19 protein-coding genes are annotated in these 17,362 nt (G+C 63.1%); 8 read left to right on the top strand and 11 right to left on the bottom strand.

What is annotated here, in order from left to right; all coding sequences use genetic code 11:
* Positions 1-36: 36 nt before the first annotated feature.
* Genes U1700_RS07040 through gntA form a run of 3 tightly spaced genes read right to left on the bottom strand, consistent with a single transcriptional unit; the run spans position 37 to position 2,193 of the window.
* Positions 37-894, bottom strand: a complete 858-nt coding sequence (locus U1700_RS07040; protein WP_332751449.1) for an ATP-grasp fold amidoligase family protein — start codon at positions 892-894, stop codon at positions 37-39.
* Positions 894-1,475, bottom strand: coding sequence for an urea carboxylase-associated family protein (locus tag U1700_RS07035; RefSeq protein ID WP_332751447.1), 582 nt, complete (start codon positions 1,473-1,475; stop codon positions 894-896). Before U1700_RS07035 ends, U1700_RS07040 begins: the two co-directional genes overlap by 1 nt.
* On the bottom strand, positions 1,468-2,193 hold the full coding sequence (gene gntA, locus U1700_RS07030; RefSeq protein ID WP_332751446.1) for a guanitoxin biosynthesis heme-dependent pre-guanitoxin N-hydroxylase GntA: 726 nt from the start codon (positions 2,191-2,193) through the stop codon (positions 1,468-1,470). Before gntA ends, U1700_RS07035 begins: the two co-directional genes overlap by 8 nt.
* Before the next feature lie 161 nt (positions 2,194-2,354).
* Between gntA and U1700_RS07025 the strand changes: the two genes are divergently transcribed.
* From U1700_RS07025 to U1700_RS07010, 4 genes are read left to right on the top strand one after another with little or no spacing between them, the layout of a single operon-like run.
* Positions 2,355-3,356, top strand: coding sequence for a GDP-mannose 4,6-dehydratase (locus tag U1700_RS07025; RefSeq protein ID WP_332751444.1), 1,002 nt, complete (start codon positions 2,355-2,357; stop codon positions 3,354-3,356).
* Positions 3,357-3,383: 27 nt separating this feature from the next.
* Positions 3,384-4,337 carry an NAD(P)H-dependent flavin oxidoreductase gene (locus U1700_RS07020; protein WP_332751442.1) on the top strand — a complete coding sequence of 318 codons (954 nt, stop codon included), beginning with the start codon at positions 3,384-3,386 and terminating at the stop codon, positions 4,335-4,337.
* Positions 4,337-4,786 (top strand): copper chaperone PCu(A)C, encoded by a 450-nt coding sequence (locus U1700_RS07015; protein WP_332751441.1) that lies wholly within the window; start codon positions 4,337-4,339, stop codon positions 4,784-4,786. Before U1700_RS07020 ends, U1700_RS07015 begins: the two co-directional genes overlap by 1 nt.
* Entirely contained in the window at positions 4,786-5,379 is a 594-nt protein-coding gene (locus U1700_RS07010; RefSeq protein WP_332751439.1) for an SCO family protein, read from the top strand. Before U1700_RS07015 ends, U1700_RS07010 begins: the two co-directional genes overlap by 1 nt.
* Here U1700_RS07010 and U1700_RS07005 read toward each other — a convergent pair.
* Genes U1700_RS07005 through U1700_RS06990 form a run of 4 tightly spaced genes read right to left on the bottom strand, consistent with a single transcriptional unit; the run spans position 5,376 to position 8,665 of the window.
* Positions 5,376-5,807, bottom strand: coding sequence for an acyl-CoA thioesterase (locus U1700_RS07005; protein ID WP_332751437.1), 432 nt, complete (start codon positions 5,805-5,807; stop codon positions 5,376-5,378). The two genes, U1700_RS07010 and U1700_RS07005, sit on opposite strands and share 4 nt — an antisense overlap.
* Before the next feature lie 5 nt (positions 5,808-5,812).
* Positions 5,813-7,741 (bottom strand): 1-deoxy-D-xylulose-5-phosphate synthase, encoded by a 1,929-nt coding sequence (gene dxs / locus U1700_RS07000; RefSeq protein WP_332751435.1) that lies wholly within the window; start codon positions 7,739-7,741, stop codon positions 5,813-5,815.
* A 43-nt stretch (positions 7,742-7,784) separates the two neighbouring features.
* Positions 7,785-8,243 carry a Fur family transcriptional regulator gene (locus tag U1700_RS06995; protein WP_332751433.1) on the bottom strand — a complete coding sequence of 153 codons (459 nt, stop codon included), beginning with the start codon at positions 8,241-8,243 and terminating at the stop codon, positions 7,785-7,787.
* Positions 8,244-8,287: 44 nt separating this feature from the next.
* Positions 8,288-8,665 carry a MerC domain-containing protein gene (locus tag U1700_RS06990; RefSeq protein ID WP_332751431.1) on the bottom strand — a complete coding sequence of 126 codons (378 nt, stop codon included), beginning with the start codon at positions 8,663-8,665 and terminating at the stop codon, positions 8,288-8,290.
* Positions 8,666-8,765: 100 nt separating this feature from the next.
* Between U1700_RS06990 and U1700_RS06985 the strand changes: the two genes are divergently transcribed.
* The 3 genes from U1700_RS06985 to rpsI all read left to right on the top strand — a co-directional run bounded on the left by U1700_RS06985 (position 8,766) and on the right by rpsI (position 11,017).
* Positions 8,766-9,851: a COX15/CtaA family protein gene (locus U1700_RS06985; RefSeq protein ID WP_332752252.1), complete on the top strand. Its 1,086-nt coding sequence runs from the start codon at positions 8,766-8,768 to the stop codon at positions 9,849-9,851.
* Positions 9,852-9,953: 102 nt separating this feature from the next.
* The gene (rplM, locus tag U1700_RS06980; RefSeq protein ID WP_332752250.1) at positions 9,954-10,433 is read left to right on the top strand and encodes a 50S ribosomal protein L13; all 480 of its coding nucleotides are present in this window, start codon (positions 9,954-9,956) and stop codon (positions 10,431-10,433) included.
* Complete coding sequence (gene rpsI, locus U1700_RS06975; protein ID WP_332751430.1) at positions 10,433-11,017, top strand: 30S ribosomal protein S9; 585 nt, start codon at positions 10,433-10,435, stop codon at positions 11,015-11,017. The genes rplM and rpsI overlap by 1 nt, the downstream gene beginning before the upstream one ends.
* A gap of 68 nt (positions 11,018-11,085) precedes the next feature.
* Here rpsI and U1700_RS06970 read toward each other — a convergent pair whose 3' ends face one another.
* Genes U1700_RS06970 through U1700_RS06960 form a run of 3 tightly spaced genes read right to left on the bottom strand, consistent with a single transcriptional unit; the run spans position 11,086 to position 14,191 of the window.
* Complete coding sequence (locus U1700_RS06970; RefSeq protein ID WP_332751429.1) at positions 11,086-12,627, bottom strand: DHA2 family efflux MFS transporter permease subunit; 1,542 nt, start codon at positions 12,625-12,627, stop codon at positions 11,086-11,088.
* A complete protein-coding gene (locus tag U1700_RS06965; RefSeq protein ID WP_332751427.1) occupies positions 12,627-13,742 on the bottom strand; it encodes an HlyD family secretion protein in 1,116 nt (371 codons plus the stop codon). Before U1700_RS06965 ends, U1700_RS06970 begins: the two co-directional genes overlap by 1 nt.
* Complete coding sequence (locus tag U1700_RS06960) at positions 13,739-14,191, bottom strand: MarR family winged helix-turn-helix transcriptional regulator (RefSeq protein WP_332751426.1); 453 nt, start codon at positions 14,189-14,191, stop codon at positions 13,739-13,741. The genes U1700_RS06965 and U1700_RS06960 overlap by 4 nt, the downstream gene beginning before the upstream one ends.
* A gap of 89 nt (positions 14,192-14,280) precedes the next feature.
* On the opposite strand from U1700_RS06960, the gene U1700_RS06955 reads away from it, so the two are divergent.
* Positions 14,281-15,741, top strand: a complete 1,461-nt coding sequence (locus U1700_RS06955) for an AMP nucleosidase (RefSeq protein ID WP_332751424.1) — start codon at positions 14,281-14,283, stop codon at positions 15,739-15,741.
* Here U1700_RS06955 and U1700_RS06950 read toward each other — a convergent pair.
* Positions 15,738-17,324: a bifunctional metallophosphatase/5'-nucleotidase gene (locus tag U1700_RS06950; protein ID WP_332751423.1), complete on the bottom strand. Its 1,587-nt coding sequence runs from the start codon at positions 17,322-17,324 to the stop codon at positions 15,738-15,740. The two genes, U1700_RS06955 and U1700_RS06950, sit on opposite strands and share 4 nt — an antisense overlap.
* Positions 17,325-17,362 lie beyond the last annotated feature (38 nt).

Below are 17,362 nucleotides of genomic sequence, written 5' to 3'. Positions count from 1 at the left end.
CCGCGCCCGTAGCAGGAAACGCGCCTCAAAGCGAGGCTAGTGCTTGCCGAGTTCGCGCCGCGCCGCCGCCCACTTCGCGCCGAGCGCATCGTCGAGGTTTACGGGATCGAACGGGTCGAGGCCCGATCCCGGATAAAGGCAAAATTCGCCGAACAGGGGCTGTTCCGGAAGGTCGTAAAAATCGACCCGCAGGAAGTCATGGCCCTTCCCGAGCACCTCGGCGGCGGCAATCATCGGGCCAAGGGTTTGCGGAGGCGCGGCATCGGCGCCAGCGGACAATCGCCTCCAGTCGCGGTCATATTGCACCCATCGGTGCGCGGTCAGCCTGTCGCTGTGAACCTGAATCACTTCGGCGCGGCCGTTGAACACATAGACTTTATAGTCGGTCGGGGGCGCCGCCCCGCCGCCGACGAACGGTTCGACGATCAGTCCCGGGCGACTCTTCGAATACAGCCATTCGTCGAGCCACTTGCCATAATGTTGCGTGGTCCACGTCCGGCTCCGTGCCAGCGCTCGCGGCCAGTCGCGACCGATATCGCGCACGATGGCATATTGATTGCAGCCATGGCTCGCCTTGATCACGAACGGCGTCGGCCACGGCGGCACGTCGGGCGCTTCGGTCCCGCTCCACAGCGTCGGCACGACCCACTCCGCCCCGAGCTGCGCCACGACCATCGCCTTCGACGCGATCTTGTCGGTCATCGCCGCGAGCACCAGGCTGCGCTCGTTGAGCTTGCGCCACTGGACCCATTCGGTGAACGTCCGCGGCGCATCGAGGTCGGGCAGCCGCCCGTGCCGCCACCAATAGCTAACCGAAATTCGTACCCGCGCGAGGCCCGCGCTCCGGGGAAGGCTGACGTCCCGAAGGAGCGAGGGCGAAAATAGCGTGGCCATCAGTCGATCCGGTAATGGATCGGCTTGAAACTGCCATTGTTCGACTGAAGCGCGGAGCACGCCGTCAATCCGATCACGAGGTCCATGCCCGCGCGAAACACGATCGCGTCCCCCGCCTTGCTGAGCGGCGCCTCGACCGTCAGCATCCCCGTCTTGCCATCGACCGGCACGTTCATGAAACAGTTGAACGCTGTCGGGATCATGTCCTCGGTCACCCCATAAGGCGCGAGCGCCGCCGCGAGGTTGCCAAAGCATCCGCGGTGCGGATCCTTATCGCCATAGATGATCCGGAACGTGTCCTTCGAACAAGGCGTCAACAAGAAGTCATGCCGCCCGACGTCGTCGGCGATGATCTCAAGCATCACATTGCTTCGGTTCGAATAAAGCGGGTCACCCGTCGTCAGGTAGATTTTGCTGGCATAATCAAGCGTCCGCCCACCCGAAAGTCCTTCACCCACATCTGCGCGATTAAACGCAAGCAAATCCGCCACCTGCTCGCCGCAGGGATCGATCACGGTCAGCGTCCGGCCCTTGTCGAGCGTGAAGGCGACCCCGGTCCGCGGAGCGATTTCTTCAGTCATTAGAGACAAGATCAAGCCGGAGGGAATCGTCGGAATTCACTCGCGACCGCCCGCTGAAGGGACAGCGCCACTCGGCACCGACAGCACGCCCGCTATACTGACGCGCTGCCGACACGCTGCCATGATCGGCCAGCATCGGATTGGAGGTCCCTGCTAACGCAACATCGCGGTCAAGGATTGTCTCGCGCAACTTGTCGTAACGCCCCGTCATGCGAAGCTGCTCGAACTGGTTGTGGAGGTTGAACACCATCGCCGGCGTCTCGAACCGACGGCCCGGGCGGCTGGCCAGGGGATGGAGCCCGACGACGAAAAAAGCTTCGCCGCCAAAGCTCATCGCGAAATGAGGGTCCCCCGGGTCATGCGCAACGCGCGGATCGGCTGGCTGTCCGAGCCACTGGTCCTTGTCGGTCAATGACTGCAGCCGCTCCCACAATTGCGCTTCGAACGCGGCCTCGTCGTCGGGCGCCCCCTCCTCGAACAGCACGACCAGTGACTGGAACAGCAACGGTTCGGCACGATAGGAGCCAGCCAGCGCCAGCAGCGAAGGAAGTATCCGCAAATCATCCCACGCCGAGCGAAAATCACGAGCGACGACAAACCGCATGCCGTCGCGGTTGAGCGCCGCCTTGGCTCCGACGCACGGAAAAGCGGTATCGCCGACGAACCGGCGGAACCGCTCGGTGAGCGGATGATCAACGTCATTAGCAGGGGAAAGCATAGCGGCTAAAACGGCGCATCAATACAAAAGGTTGCGTTGTTCGACGCTTCCGTCGCCGGGTCACGAATCTTTTGTCAGACCGCCTAATTTGCAGGCTCGGCGATACAGCTCGTTAACTGTTAATTTGTCGAGCCGCTCGCACATGGCTAAGGGGCGTTTCCATGAACGTGTTCGTCACCGGCGTTGCCGGCTTCATTGGGTCATCCGTCGCGCGCCGCTTGCTTGAGCGTGGTGACCGGCTTGTCGGCATCGACAATCTCAACGATTATTATGACGTCAATTTGAAACTCGCCCGCCTCGCGCGGCTGGCCGAAGATTTCGGGGATCGCTTCACCTTTGAAAAAGGCGATTTCGCCGACCAGCACGCACTTGGCGAGATCACCGCCCGCCACGACTTCGACCGCATCGTCCATTTGGGCGCGCAGGCCGGAGTGCGCTATTCGATGGAGAATCCGACGGCCTATATTCAGGCCAATCTTGTCGGCCACGCCAACATGCTTGAAATCGCCCGCCACCGAAAATCGAGTCACCTGGTCTATGCCTCCTCGTCCTCGGTTTATGGCGGCAACAAGGTGCTGCCGTTCAGGGTCGAGGACCGGGTCGACCACCCGATGTCGCTTTATGCCGCGACTAAGAAGTCCAACGAACTGATCAGCGAAAGCTATGCCCATCTTTACCAGATCCCGCTTACCGGACTTCGCTTCTTCACGGTCTATGGCCCGTGGGGACGCCCCGACATGGCGATGTGGATCTTTACCAAGGCACTCTACGAAGGCCGTCCACTGCCGCTGTTCAACGGTGGCAAGATGCGCCGAGACTTCACCTACATCGACGATATCGTCAGCGGCGTCGTCGCTTGCCTCGACGGCCCGCCGAAAGCCGACGGACTGGAGAAAGCCGGGGGCAGCCGTGCGCCTCACGCACTCTATAATATCGGCAACAGCCGGTCGGAAGATTTGATGCGCGTCGTCGCGCTGCTCGAGGCCGAAACCGGGCGTACTGCCACTCGCGACGATCGCGGCATGCAGCCTGGTGATGTTGCCGACACCTTCGCCGATATCAGCGCGATCGAGCGCGATCATGGCTATTTGCCGACGACGACGATCGACGAGGGTGTCCCCCGCTTCGTGAAATGGTACCGCGACTTTCACCAGCAGGCGTGAGTCGCCCGCAGGCATGAGGATTTCCAGATGAGTGTACCCCCGATCCTGTCGCGCCTGCGCTTGCCTGTCATCGGTGCGCCGCTGTTCATCGTCAGCTGCCCGGCGCTGGTCATCGCCCAGTGCAAGGCCGGGATCGTCGGCAGTTTTCCCGCGCTCAATGCTCGCCCACAGGCCCTGCTCGACGAATGGCTCCACGAAATTACCGAGGCGCTCGCCGTGCATGACCGCGACCATCCCGACGCTCCGTCTGCGCCATATGCGGTCAACCAGATCGTCCACCGCTCGAACGATCGGCTGGAACAGGATATTGCGACCTGCGCCAAGTGGAAGGTGCCGATCACGATCACCTCGCTCGGCGCGCGCGAGGACCTCAATGTCGCCGTTCATTCGTGGGGCGGGATCACGCTCCACGACATCATCAACGACCGCTTTGCCCGCAAGGCGGTCGAAAAGGGCGCCGACGGACTGATCGCGGTTGCCGCCGGTGCTGGAGGTCACGCCGGGCAATGGTCGCCGTTCGCTTTGGTCCATGAAGTGCGCAAATGGTTCACTGGCCCGCTCGCCTTGTCGGGCTCGATCGCGACGGGTGACGCGGTCTTAGCGGCGCAGGCAATGGGCGCCGATTTCGCCTATATCGGCTCGCCGTTCATCGCCACTGACGAAGCTCAGGCATCGGATGCCTACAAGCAGGGCATCGTCGAGGGAACCGCCGCCGACATCGTCAACTCGTCGCTGTTCACCGGCGTCAACGGCAATTACCTGCGCCCGTCGATCGTCGCCGCCGGGCTCGATCCCGACAATTTGCCCGACGGCAAGAGCGAGCTAATGAGCTTCGAATCCTCGACTGGGGCCAAGGCGTGGCGCGATATCTGGGGATCGGGCCAAGGCATCGGCGCGGTCGACCAGGTCGTGCCGACCTCGGCGCTGGTCGATCGGCTGGTGGCTGAATATGACGCCGCCCGGGCGCGCATCGCCGCCTGATGCGCCGACTGCTCCTAATCGGCGCGCTGATGCTCGCCGCTTGCAAGCCTGCCGGCCCGACCGCTCCCACGATCAAGGTTCGCGAGGCTTGGGCGCGCGAGACGGGGCCGGGCCAGACCAGCGGCGCGGCCTATTTCACGATCGTCAATATTGGCAGCGAAGGCGACAGGCTCGTCTCGGTCACGACCCCGGCGGCATCGATGGCGATGCTTCATGGCTCGAGCAACAGCAACGGCGTTATGGCGATGCGGATGATGGCCGACCTGCCCGTCCCCGGCTCCGCGGCGGTGACCCTCGCCCCGCTCGGCACCCACGTCATGCTGACTGGCCTCACCTCGCCGCTCCATGCGGGTGACCGCCTCCCCCTCACCCTCCGCTTCGCCCGCGCCGGGATGCGCCAGGTCGATGCTGCGGTGCTTCCCGCCAGCGCCAGCGGCCCCGTCCGCTGATGCGCCGCGTCCGCATCATCCTGTGGGTCGCCGTCGCCATTGCCGGACTGGTCGCCCTGACCCTTGCATTGCGTCCCGCTGCCGCCCCGCAATCGAGCATCAATACTACGATGGCTAAGCTTGGCGGGCCGTTCACCCTGACCGGCAGCGATGGCCAGCCCTTCTCCTCGGCGCGCCTCGCGGGCAAGCCCTATGCGATCTTTTTCGGCTTCACCCATTGCCCCGACGTCTGCCCCACGACCCTCGCCAGATTAGCGCGTCTCAGCAAGGCGTTAGGACCCGATGATACCGTGTTCGAGCGTGTGTTCATCAGTGTCGATCCCGAGCGTGACAAGCCCGCCGACATGGCCCGTTACAGCGCTCTTTTCGGGACCCCGATTATCGGCCTGACGGGGTCCCCCGAAGAGATTGAGCGGGTCAAGAAATTATACGGCATCTACTCGAAGAAAGTGCCCCTGCCAGGCGGCGACTACAGCGTCGATCACACCGCCACGGTGCTGCTGTTCGATCGTAACGGCCACTTCACCTCGACCATCGCGACCGACGAGGGCGACGGTCCAGCGCTGGAGAAGCTGAAAGCCCTGACAGCCTAAGCGAGCGTTTGAAGCTTGAAGCGCCACTCTTCAGGCAAGGCAACAGGCTTGCGGCCTGCCCGATCAACATAGACGTGGGTGAAGTGTCCCTGCGCCGCTGGCTCGGCTGCGCCCGGCGCGAAAATGCCGATGCGATAGGTGACGCTTGACTGGCCAAGCGTCTCGACCGCAATCCCGACCTCGACCTCGCCGGGAAAGGCCAGCGGCGCGAAATAGTCGCAGGCGGTCGCGACGACCAGGCCGATCGGATCGCCCGCGACAATGTCCAGCAACCCCGCCTCGATCAGCCAGCGGTTCACCGCATCGTCGAACCAGCGGTAATGGACGGCGTTATTGACGTGCCCATAAACGTCATTGTCGCTCCACCGCAGTGTGATCGAGCACCACGCCCGATAACAGCAACGACCGAGGCGGTTGGGCGCAGCCATTCGGCTCAGGCGATTGCGCCCTGCTCAACCCCGACGCTGTTACGGCGTAGGGCCTTTAACACGGTCTCGACGATATGCGGGGCGTTGAGGCCGGCTTCGTCATATTGCTTCATCGGGGCATTCTGGTCCTGAAAGACGTCGGGGAGGCGCATCGTGCGCAGCTTGAGCCCGGCATCGATCAGCCCCTCGTCGCTCGCCAGCGTCAGCACATGCGCGCCAAACCCACCGACTGCAGCCTCTTCGACCGTGACCGCGACCTCGTGCGTTGTCAGCAGTTGCCGGATGAGCGCCTCGTCGAGTGGCTTGGCAAAGCGCATGTCGGCGACCGTTGTCGACAGCCCCATCGCCTCAAGCTGCTCGGCGGCTTTCTCGGCTTCCTCGAGGCGAGTACCAAGAGAAAGGATTGCGACTGACTTTCCTTCTCGGACGATGCGGCCCTTGCCGATCTCGAGCCGCTCAGGGGTGGCGGACATCGCGACCCCGCGCCCCTCGCCGCGCGGATAGCGAACCGCGCTCGGGCCGCTGTCGTGGAGCGCCATGGTGTGGACCATGTTGGCCAGTTCGGCCTCATCGGCGGCGGCCATCACGACCATGTTGGGCAAGGTGCAAAGATAAGCAAGATCGAACGACCCGGCATGGGTCGCCCCATCCGCACCGACGAGACCGGCGCGGTCCAGCGCAAAGCGAACGGGAAGGTTCTGGATCGCGACGTCGTGGACCAGTTGGTCATAGGCGCGCTGGAGGAATGTCGAGTAGATTGCGCAGAACGGGCGATAGCCTTGCGCGGCAAGTCCGGCAGCGAAGGTTACGGCATGTTGTTCGGCAATGCCGACATCGAAGGTGCGGTCGGGGAATTCGGCCTGAAACTTATCGAGCCCAGTGCCCGACGGCATCGCCGCGGTGATCGCGACGATCTTGTCATCGCGACGCGCCTCGTCGGACAATGCCTTGGCGAACACAGCGGTGTAGCTCGGCGGGCCGCCGCCGGGTCCCTTGTCCTGTTTGCCCGAGACGACGTCGAACTTGACCACGCCATGATATTTGTCGGCCGCTGCCTCGGCCGGGCCATAGCCCTTGCCCTTCTTGGTGACGACATGGACCAGCATCGGCCCCTCGGCGGCGTCGCGCACATTCTCCAATATCTCGACCAGTCCGACGACGTCGTGCCCGTCGACCGGGCCGACATAATAAAAGCCCAACTCCTCGAACAGCGTTCCCCCGGTGGCCATTCCGCGAGCGAATTCCTCGGCCTTCGATGCCGCCTTGTGAACCCGGCTGCTGAGCCGCTTGGCTACCCGCCGAGCGAAGTCGCGGACGCCGAGATAGCTTCCTGACGAGACCAGCCGGGCAAGGTAATGCGACAGCGATCCGACTGGCGGAGCGATCGACATGTCATTGTCGTTGAGGATGACAATCAGCCGGTTGCCCGCCGCCTGGGCGTTGTTCATCGCTTCATAGGCCATGCCCGCGCTCATTGCCCCATCGCCGATCACCGCAATTGCGCGGCCGGGCTGATTGGCGAGCTTGTTGGCGACGGCAAATCCGATCGCGGCGGAGATCGACGTCGACGAATGCGCCGCGCCGAACGGGTCATATTCGCTTTCGGAGCGCTTGGTAAAACCCGACAGGCCGCCTGGCTGGCGAAGCGTGCGGATGCGGTCGCGGCGGCCGGTGACGATCTTGTGCGGATAGGCCTGGTGCCCGACGTCCCAGATCAGCGTGTCGCGCGGAGTCTCGAAAACGTGATGGATGGCGACGGTCAGCTCGACGACGCCAAGTCCGGCACCTAAATGGCCGCCGGTGACCGACACGGCCGAGATCATTTCCTGGCGGAGCTCATCCGCTAGCTGCGGAAGCTCTCCCTTGGGCAAGGCTCGGATGTCGGCAGGCGACGCGATTGTGTCGAGTAGTGGTGTGGAGGGACAATCAGTCATCCCGCTGTCCTAGCTGGATTTGTATCTGCTTGAAAGCGAGCGACTAGCTGCATTCGCCGCACGTGCCACGGACCTCGATCACCGGACGTGACGGGGCAAAGCCAGCGGCGACCGCCGCTTCGCGGACCCCACCCGTCAGCCGGTCGTCATCGAGGTGGGTAATCTGCCCACACGTATCGCAAATCAGGAAAATGCAGTCATGAAGACAACCCGGGTGAGCGTTGGCGACATAGGCGTTGGCACTCTCCACCCGCATCGCCAGGTTCGCCGAGACGAACAGATCGAGAATTCGGTAAACGCTGTTGGCGGCGATGCGGCGCCCCTGTGCTTTCGAGACGGCTTCGGCAATGTCATAGGCTGAGGCCGGCGTGTCGAATGCGGCAAGCGCCTCGAACACCGCGGCGCGCATACCGGTCCATTGCTCGCCCTTGGCGGTCAGCCGATTGCGCGCGGCCTCGGTAAGCGACTCGCCCTCGTGGATATGATGATCGTGAACGCCCATGATGTTGAAATAGGGTGCGTCGGCATGCGCGGCAAGCCGAAGGGCTAGTCGGCGGCGATTGCGTTGAGGCGGTGACCGAGCGCGAGGATCATCACCCCGCCCATGGTGTAGATGGCTTCCTGCCCTCCCTCGTGCGGCAGTGTCATTGCTCCGGCCATGACGCCGAGCCCAAGGCCACCGACCGCGCTGGGCATCATGAAACCATGATCGATCACGCCCTTGCCGAGCGCGACCGCGCCGAGCAGCATCGCCAGGCTCAGCCCAACTTCGTGGAAAATCGGTGCACCGAGCATGCTCCCCGCCGACGCGACCATCGCCACGAATACCGTCGTCGCAACGCAATGAACCAGGCACAGGCCCGACAATCCGATCGCCAAGCGGTCGAACTTCAACGTGGGGTGCGAATGGGCGGTCGATGCCATAGCGAGGATATAGCATCGCATCAGGGGCGATACAATGTCACATCGGGCCACCTGGTGCTTGTTTTGGATTGTCCGCCGGAGCATATGCGCCGCCATGGATATGGCCGTCACCCAAGCGCCCCCAACAACCTCGCGGGCCCACCCAGCAGCGATCGCGACGTGGCTGCTTTTCATCGCCACGCTGGTGTTCGCCATGGTCGTCGTGGGCGGGATCACGCGCCTGACCGAGAGCGGGCTGAGCATCACCGAGTGGAAGCCGATTTCAGGCACGCTTCCCCCGCTGAGCCACGCCGACTGGCTCGCCGAGTTCGGCCGTTACCAGGGGACCCCGCAATATCAGCGGGTGAGCGGACCGGCGGGAATGACGCTCGGCGATTTCCAGTTCATCTATTTCTGGGAATGGGTTCATCGATTGATCGGGCGCCTGATCGGGGTCGCGTTCGCGGCTCCGCTGGCGTGGTTCGCGGTGCGGCGGGCGATTCCCAAAGGCTATGGCGTGCGGCTAGTGGCGTTGCTCGCGCTTGGCGGATTCCAGGGAGCGCTGGGCTGGTACATGGTCCAGTCGGGGTTGGTGAATCGGACCGAGGTCAGCCATTTCCGTCTGTCGGCACACCTGATCAGTGCGCTGCTGATCTTCGCGGGTTGCATATGGACCACACTAGACCTTCGCGCTGAAGCACGGACGGGGGATCACTCGCCCGCTCGACTCACGGGGTTGAGCATCACCGTCGTCGGTGCACTTGCGGTCCAGATCCTGCTCGGCGCCTGGGTTGCGGGGCTTCGCGCTGGGCAGGTTGCGAGCAGCTGGCCCTTGATGAACGACCATCTTATTCCGGAGGGCATCGACTGGTCGAGCGGACCATTGTTCGCGCTCACGCATGATCCCTACCTGATCCATTTCGTCCATCGCTGGTGGGCGTGGGGGGTAGCGGTGCTGCTGATCCTGTTCGCGCGGCGAGTAAAGCCGGTATGTCGGCCAGCGTCGATCGCGATCAATGCCACGCTAGGCACACAGGTTTTGCTGGGGATTTCAACGGTGATGAGCGGCGTTGCGTTGCCGTTGGCGGCTGCGCACCAGGCGGTCGGAGCCTTGCTTCTGGCCGCGGTCGTATGGGGGGCTCATGCGATTGGGCAGGATCATCCCCGGCCTGCCTCGAAACTATCGGGTAACATTTTACCCGATTGAAAAGCCGCGCATTTGCTTGACTTATTGGCCTTCGCCAGCAATAGCGCGTCCAGCGGCATCCCTTGGGGTGCCTCCCCTATCGTTATAAAAGGTCTTAACGCCATGAAGGCGCTCATGAAGACCACCAAGTCGGTCAAGCCGGCCGAGGTGGAGAAAAAATGGCATCTGATCGATGCCGATGGCCTCGTCGTCGGGCGTCTTGCCTCGATCGTCGCGAACATCCTGCGTGGCAAGCATAAGCCCAGCTACACCCCTCATGTCGATTGTGGTGATCATGTTGTCATCATCAATGCGGGCAAGGTGCGCTTCACCGGTCGCAAGCTTCAGCAGAAGACCTATTACAAGCACACCGGCTATATCGGTGGCATCAAGGAAATCACCGCGGAGAAGGTCCTCGACGGACGCTTCCCCGAGCGCGTGATTGAAAAAGCAATTGAGCGCATGGTCCCCCGTGGACCGCTCGGCCGCGACCAGATGCGTGCGCTTCACCTCTACACTGGCACCGAGCATCCGCACGGTGGCCAAGCTCCTGAAACTCTCGACGTCGCGGGCATGAACCGCAAGAACAAGGTGGGCGCCTGATGTCCGATAATCGCCAGTCCCTCGCGGACCTCGCTGCGCTGACGGGCCAGACCCCGCCGCCGGCTCCCGAAGCTCCGGCCGTTGCGGCGCCGGCTGCCGAGTCCGATCACGCCGACGCGCCGGCTCAGGACGAGGCGCCGGTCTCAACCCAGGGTCCGCAGATCGAAGCCATCCTGCGCGAGCAGGAACTCGACAAGTACGGCCGCGCCTATGCCACCGGCCGCCGCAAGGATGCCGTGGCACGCGTCTGGCTCAAGCCGGGCTCGGGCAAGATCACGGTCAACGGCCGCGACCAGCAAGTCTATTTCGCGCGTCCGACGCTTCGTCTTGTCATCAACCAGCCGTTCGGGATCACTGATCGCGCCGACCAGTTCGACGTGATCGCAACAGTCAAGGGCGGCGGGCTTTCGGGCCAGGCCGGTGCGGTGCTTCACGGCATCGCCCAGGCGCTGTCGCGCTATGAGCCGACGCTTCGCACGACGGTCAAGCGGGCCGGCTTCCTGACCCGCGACAGCCGCGTTGTCGAGCGCAAGAAGTACGGCAAGGCCAAGGCCCGCAAGAGCTTCCAGTTCTCGAAGCGCTAGACGCAACAAAATCTCAAACCGAAAAGGGCGGTCCGGATCATCTCCGGGCCGCCCTTTTCGTTTAAGGCTTAATCCATGTGGATCGGCATTTCATCCTCGTCACGACTGCCGCCCGGTTTCTGCGGCTTGAGCAGCAGCACCAGCGGGATCGCGGCGAAGGTAATCCACATCATAAGCTTGAAGTCGTCGAGATAGGCGATGAAGGCCGCCTGACGGTTCACTTCGGCGTCGATCATTGCGAGCACCGACTGTGCCGGAAGCCCGAACTGCTCCATCATCGGCGCGACCATCGACGGCGCATTCTGGTCGGTGATGTGCGCGCCAATGTCGGCATGCGAGACCTGCAGGTTGCGCGTGAGCTGCGCGGTGACGATCGAAATGCCGATCGACCCGCCGATGTTGCGCGACAGGTTGAGCAGGCTCGCCGCCGCCGTGCGCAATCGCGCCTCGAGCGTGGTGAACGCCAGCGCCTGGATCGTCACGAACAACATCCCGAGACCAAGTCCCTGGACGATCCCGCTGATGATTACCGGCTGCGCGCCCTGGACCAGTGAAAAGCCGGTCATCATGTAAAGTGACGTTCCCATCAGAGCCATGCCTAACGCGACGAGAATGCGCAGGTCGATCTTCTGCGACAGGCGCCCCACAGTGAGCATCGAAATCAGGGTGCCGACCCCGCGCGGCATGGTCAGCTCGCCGGACTGAAGCACCGAATAGCCATAGAGACGCTGAAGCAAGGGCGGCAGGAGGGCGAGCCCGGCGAGCAGCAGCACCCCGGTCACCGCCATGAAGAACATTCCCGTGGCGAAATTGCGATCCTTGAACATGCCGCGCTCGAACAGCGGGTCGCGCCCGGTGATGGTGTGGATGATGAACATCCAGAAGGCGGCAACGGTGGTTCCGAGCTCGACCAAAATCTCGCTGCTCTGGAACCAGTCGAGCTGCTGCCCGCGATCGAGCATCAACTGAAGCGCGCCGAGCCCGACGCCGATCAGGGCAAAACCGAACAGGTCGAACTTGCGCGGGTAAAGTTCGGTCTTGGGCATGTAGCGAAGCAGCATCAGCGTCGCGATCGCCCCGACGGGCAGATTGACCAAGAACACCCAGCGCCAGTCAAAACTGTCGGTCAGCCAGCCCCCGAGCAATGGCCCCAGAATTGGTCCGATCATGATCCCGCCGCCGAACAAGGCCATCGCCTGCGAATGCTTTTCGCGCGGATAGATGTCGAACAGCGTTGCTTGGCTGAGCGGGACAAGGAAGGCGCCGCTAATTCCCTGAAGCGCGCGAAATGCTACCATTTCCGTCAGCGACTGGGCAATCGCGCACAGGAAACTGGCGATCGTAAAGCAGATGACGGCAATGATGAGCAGCCGCTTGCGACCGATCTTGTCGGCAAGCCAGCCCGCGATTGGGATGGCAATGGCCGAGGCGACGATATAGCTCGTCAGCACCCAGTTGATGCTGTCTTGGGTCGCGCCGAGGCTCGCTTGCATATGCGGCAGCGCGACGTTGGCGATGGTCGTGTCGAGCACCTGGATAAGCACCGCGAGCATGACCGCGATGGTCACCAGCATCCGCCGGCCGGGTTCTAGCGCATGGGGTTCGTCCATCAGCGCGCCTGTTCGAGCTCGACCTCAACCTTGGCGGACAGGCCGGCAATCATGTCACGCGGCGGGGTCTGATCGAAGCAGATGCGGACCGGCACGCGCTGCGTAACCTTGACCCAGTTGCCATTGGCATTTTGCGCCGGCAGAACTGAAAATTCGCTGCCAGTGCCTGACCCAATGGTGCAGACGCGCGATTTGACCTTGAGCCCGGGATAGGCGTCGAACGAGACCGACGCAGGAAGCCCGACGTGCATCCGCGCCAAGTCGCCTTCCTTGAAATTCGCCTCGACCCACGCCGCCTTGTCGCGGACGATCGACAGCATCGACAGGCCGGTGATCGCGGTCTGTCCGACAAGTAGGCGGTCCGCCTTTGCAACCACGCCGTCGGACGGAGAGCGCACAATGGCGTGCTGGAGATCGAGTTGGGCCTTCATGATCGCGGCCTGCGCAGCCGCAACCTGGGGCTGGTTGCCACCGGGCACGATCGCCGCAGAAGCATTGGCCGCACGGGCGCGGGCATCGGCCAGCTGGGCGCGGGCTTTCTCCACCTCGTTGATCGCATCGTCATGGGCCGACCGCGTGGTAAAACCTTGCGCGAGCAGCTGATTCTGTCGATCGAGCGCGCGTTGGGCAATCGACAGATTGGCCTGGCCGCCTACGATATCGCCCGACGTCCCCGACGCTTGTGTTTTAAGCTGCACAGTCTGCAACTGCGCTGCGGCCAGTTGGGCCTGGGCATTGGCGAGCGCAACCTGAAGCGGCGCCGGATCGACCCGGAACAAGATATCCCCGCGCCTGACCCGCTGGCCTTCCTTCACGTCGACCTCGATCACCGGGCCGTTGACCTGCGTGCTGATCGAGGTGATGTCCTGCTTTACATAGGCATTGTCGGTGCCCACGGTCTTGCCGCTGTTAATCCAAATCCAGCCGCCGACCAGCAGGATCAGCAGCGGGACGGCAAGCAACAGCATGATTCGCTTGAGATTACGCTTGGTGATGACGGCCGTTTCGTCGACCATGGCATCGGCGGGAGCAGCGATGGCGGCTTCGGGCGCGCGATCGTGATGCGGGGCGTCGGCGGTCTCGTCCTCGCGGCTGATTTTCTTCATCTCGTTCATGCCGAAACCCTGTTTGGCGGCGACTGGTCGATGCGCGACACATTGTCGCGGATACGCTCAAGACCGTCGCGGATCTGATCCAATACTGGCTGGTCCAGGCCCTCAAACGCCTCCGCACGCAGCTTTGTTGCAAGTGCGAGAAGCTGTTCCAGCACGGGTGCCGCCTTTGCCGTCAGCGCGAGACGCCATGCCCGGCGATCCGACGGATCGGATAGGCGCTCTACCAGCCCTGCCTCAGCCAGACGATCGATGATCCGGCACAGGGTAATCGGCTCAAGATCGAGCCGATCGGCCAGTTCCACCTGACGCAAATTGCTCTCTCTGCTGAGCCAGAAAAGCACGCGCCATTGAGCGCTCGTGATGCCAAGCGAGGCCACACGTCGATCATAGGCGCGACGCAGAAGCCGGGATGTTTCGGCCAATTCCCAAGGGAGGAAGTCCAATGTCATGGGTGCCGATATAATAACGTTTGAAATTATATCAAGCTTTATTACTGGTGCACTTGTCTAGCCGTCTTGAACACGCCAAGCCGCTTGCGATGACCAACCTTACCATCGTGGCCGATATTCCGGTCCTCCTCGACCGTCTCGAACTTCATTACGAAACATCGGTTACGGCGCTCCGCACAGCGCTTTCCCTGTACGCCAGCGACGGTACGAGACCCAGCAACGCCGACCGCCGGGCGGGCCTCTTCGCCTATCCTGAACTCCGCGTCCATTACGATCCTGCCGTGCCTCCGCCAACGCCGGCGCGGGCGTTTGCCCGGCTCAACCAGCCCGGCACCTATGCGATTTCGGTCGCTCGACCGGCGTTGTTTCGCGCCTACCTAACCGAACAACTCGAGCATCTTGTGCGCGACTATCCAGTAACGGTAACGGTCAATCGGTCGGGCAGCGAGATCCCCTATCCGTTCGTGCTTGATGGCGGCGACCTGTCGCTCGGTGCAATTTCGACTGCGGAGCTGTCGCGATGGTTCCCCTCGTCCGAACTCGTCCATATCGGCGACGAGATCGCCGACGGCGCTTGGGAAATGGAGCCGGGCTTGGTCCGCCCGCTGTCGCTGTTCGACGCGCCCCGCACGGATTTCAGCCTGGCGCGGCTGAGACATTACACCGGCACTCCCACCGAAGATTTTCAGGACTTCGTCCTGTTCACCAACTATGTCCGCTACGTCGATGAATTTGTTCGATTTGCAATCGACGAGTTGCGCAAACCCGATAGCCGCTTCACGTCCCTGACCGTGCCCGGGGGGACTTTCGAGCATGGCGACCTCGCCGATGCCGAGGCGCAGATCGCGGCGGGATCGTGGCGGCGGCACCAGATGCCGGCCTATCATCTGCGGACCCCGAGCGGCAACGGCATCACGCTGGTCAACATCGGCGTTGGCCCGTCAAACGCAAAGACGATCTGCGATCATATTGCAGTGCTTCGCCCCGAAGCGTGGCTGATGATCGGCCATTGTGGCGGACTTCGGCCCAGCCAGACGATCGGCGACTATGTCCTGGCTCATGCCTATCTGCGCGACGATCATGTCCTGGACGAAGTGTTGCCGCCTGAAATCCCGATCCCGGCGATCGCCGAGGTCCAGACCGCCATGTATCGCGCGGCAGCGCTCGTCACCGGGGAAAATGAGGAACGGCTGAAGCAGCGGCTCCGCACCGGCACCGTCGTGACCACCGACGACCGCAATTGGGAGCTTCGCTACACTTCGTCGGCACTGCGCTTCAACCAGAGCCGGGCAGTCGCGATCGACATGGAATCGGCAACGGTCGCGGCGCAAGGCTATCGCTTCCGCGTGCCGTACGGGACATTGTTGTGCGTGTCAGACAAGCCGCTGCATGGTGAATTGAAGCTGCCGGGGCAGGCCAATGCCTTTTACGAGCGCGCGATCAGCCAGCATCTGCGCATCGGGATCGAGACGCTCGATCTCCTCCGGCAAGAAGGCGATGGGCTCCACAGCCGCAAGCTGCGCAGTTTCGACGAACCCCCGCTGCGTTAGCGCCGAAGGTTGCGGATCCGCCCGACTGTCGGCACCCCCTGCTGCCCCTTCGCGAGCCAGCCGGCCAGTGCATCGATATCGAGCCCGGCGTCGGTCGCGTTCGTTCCCTGCGTCAGGACCGAATAGCCATCGCCGCCGTTGGCGAGGTAATTGTTCGTCGCAACCCGGTAGCGCGCTTTTGGTGACACCGGGTGGCCTTTGAAGCGCATCGCCATGATCCGGCTTCCGAGCGGGCGCGACAGGTCATAGTCGAAGCCAAAGCCAGCAGACGGCACAAGCAATGGCACGGTTACGCCGGGGGCGTAGTTGGCCGCTTGGAACTGCTGTTCGAGCAGCGCCTTCAACTGCGCTCCGGACAGCGATTTCACCACGACATGATTGGTGAAAGGCATCATCGAAAAGGCCTGGCCGTATGTGACGCTGCCGTCGTTTCGCGGGACAAGCGCGACTCGTACTCCGCTGGCATTGACGAGCGCAATCTTCGCCCCTGCCGCGCGCCCGGCATAAAGAAAGGCATCGGCATTTAGATCGGCGGCCGGGCTCTCGCGGTCCTTTTCGTCACGCGGCGCAGCGCCGGAAAGATGGCCGATGACGCGATTGGCAACTGGCGCGGCGGCGTCGACATAGCGGTCGACCAGCGCCTTGACCGCAGGATCCTCTCCACGTTCGCCCGTGCCGGTGACAAAGTTCGTCGCGCTCTGGCCGATCAAGCGGCGAGTGACCGGATTGAATCGCAGCCGAAGGTCGCTGAAGAAATAGCCATATTTGCCGGCGCTCGTCAGCAGGCGTCCGCCGCGCTGGCAGTTGTACGCGTAATGTGTGTGTCCGGAGACGACCGTCGCAATCGAGGGGTCGAGCCGGTCGATGATCGGCAGGATAGCGCCGTCGAGACCGTCGCACCCCTGCCCCGTCGTGAATGCGGGCGTCTTGCCCCCCTGGTGAATCAGAAGCACGATCGTATCGGCACCCGCCGCGCGCAGGCCGGGGACCAGCGCGTTGGCGGTGGCGACTTCATCGTCGAAGATCAGGCCAGCCGAACTTGCCGGGCTGACAAGGTTTCCCGTCCCCTTGAGCGTCATGCCGATAAAGCCGATGCGGACCGGGCCAAACTGGCGGATCGCGGTCGGGGCGAATAGGGTTACCCCCTCGGCAGTGCGGACGTTGGCGGCGAGGAAGCGGAACTTGGCCCCGGTGAACCGTCCGAGTTGGCACGGGGTCAGCGTGGTGAACTTCGCGCAGCCGCCGCCTTGCATCCGCCAAAGCTCTCGCGGGCCCTTGTCGAATTCATGATTGCCGACCGCGTTGAGGTCGAGCCCGACCATGTTCATCGCCTCGATCGTCGGCTCGTCGAGGAAGGCGCCCGAGACGAGGGGCGAGGCGCCGATGAGGTCACCGGCGGAGACGGTCAGCGTGTAGGGGTGGCCTTTGCGCTCGGCCGCCAGCGCGGCGGCGAGGCGGGCGACCCCGCCGCTCGATAGCATTGACTTGGTGCCGTCAGGGGCGGTGACCTCGATCGGCGGGGGCGTGACGATGTTGCCGTGGAAGTCGTTGAAGGCGAGGATCTGGACCTCTAAAGGCGACACGCTTGGAGACGGTGGTCGAGTTGTCAGCTGCGGCGCTG

Origin of the sequence: Sphingomonas sp. RB1R13 (assembly GCF_036663775.1) — a bacterium.
GTDB lineage: Bacteria > Pseudomonadota > Alphaproteobacteria > Sphingomonadales > Sphingomonadaceae > Sphingomicrobium.
This window is presented reverse-complemented; position numbering and strand designations above follow the sequence as displayed.